This is a genomic window from Acidimicrobiia bacterium (genome assembly GCA_040289475.1).
Lineage (GTDB): Bacteria > Actinomycetota > Acidimicrobiia > ATN3 > PSLF01 > PSLF01.
In genome coordinates this window covers 1-1,226 of record PSLF01000009.1, presented here as the reverse complement: position 1 = coordinate 1,226, position 1,226 = coordinate 1, and the positions used below count along the sequence as shown (strand labels likewise).

The window sequence follows — 1,226 nt, the reverse complement described above, 5'->3', positions numbered from 1 at the left end:
ATCACAAGTAGCCGAAATATAGCGATCTTTTCACTGCTCCGAATTGGCTAAGCGCCTATGCAAAAGAATCTGGAAAACGATTTTTCAGCGCCGCGAAAGAAGTTACATCTTCTTGTCTAGGAGCTCTAAACGAAAGCTCAGCCCCATGGTCCCTAATATTTACTTTTGCATCGACTCTACCTGCCCCACCCGCTTTGGTCGGCCCCAACAACACAACATGCATTTGACGCAACAAATCGTCTACGCCGACCCATATCTCACCGCCGCCTGAAGCAAAAAGTCCAAACTTACCATGAGCGTGCCCCCTAGCAAGACGCTCTGCGTCAAGCGCAAACACGTAATGTGCTACATAATTGACGCCCTTTTTTTCCAACGCTGTGTAATCACGCAGCGACACCTCGTCACCTGCCGCTTCTATCAGAGATATAGTCTGCGAAATATCTTGGACTTCCTCCGGAAGAAGCTTTAGAAAACGCGATGCCTTAATCTCATCAACACTTCCCGCCACCCAATCCTTTACTCCAGGGTAAAATGCTCGAGTTTCTGCGGGTAACTTTACAAAGTAACCCCTTCCAAAACGCAAGATAACAAAATGCGCCTTTACATCAGGCCCTACGTGGGTGGTTATCTCAGTAATCACCTTATCTGGGTAAGCATACTCACCCTTCATTTCGTACAAAACAGGTAAAGCTACATTGGGCAGAACTACCTCTTGTAGCATTTCAAAGCGAAAACTGTTTACTTGAAGTGCTTTTGAAGCCGCAGCTTGTACTGCCTCTATATTACCTCTTTCTTGGAAACATGAAGATAACATGCACACTGTCAGAAGCATTGCATAACGGAGTATTACAATTGTTCCACGTGCTACTTTTTTCAAGGGAACTTAGCTATGAACGGCTCAATTCTAAAGGCGGAAAAATCCATCGACGGACCCAGCCAAGCCTCAAAAACGCCTCAAGTTCCAAATAAGAAAGCGCCACGCGCACAAGATTTACACCTTCTTCGTAAAAAATTGCCCGGGGTTGCCAAATTGGAAAGAACTTTTTATTAAAGCAATACAAAGACTCAATTTGAAAATAAGGATTTAGCAGCTTTACAATTGCCCGCTGTATGTTCTGCCAAAATGTAAGCGGGACCTCTCCCGAGAGTAACCTAGAAAATACAGCGAAGTTTAGACTCAAATACTTAAGTCCCCTAGCCTGAAGTGCAATACATGTTTGGGCAAC

General features: G+C 44.7%; 2 protein-coding genes. Both read right to left on the bottom strand.

The window, feature by feature from the left end:
• Positions 1–55 precede the first annotated feature (55 nt).
• On the bottom strand, positions 56–832 hold the full coding sequence (locus C4318_05915; protein MER3454679.1) for a hypothetical protein: 777 nt from the start codon (positions 830–832) through the stop codon (positions 56–58).
• Between the two features lie 55 nt (positions 833–887).
• The coding region (locus C4318_05910; protein MER3454678.1) for a hypothetical protein at positions 888–1,226 on the bottom strand (339 nt) is incomplete at its 5' end.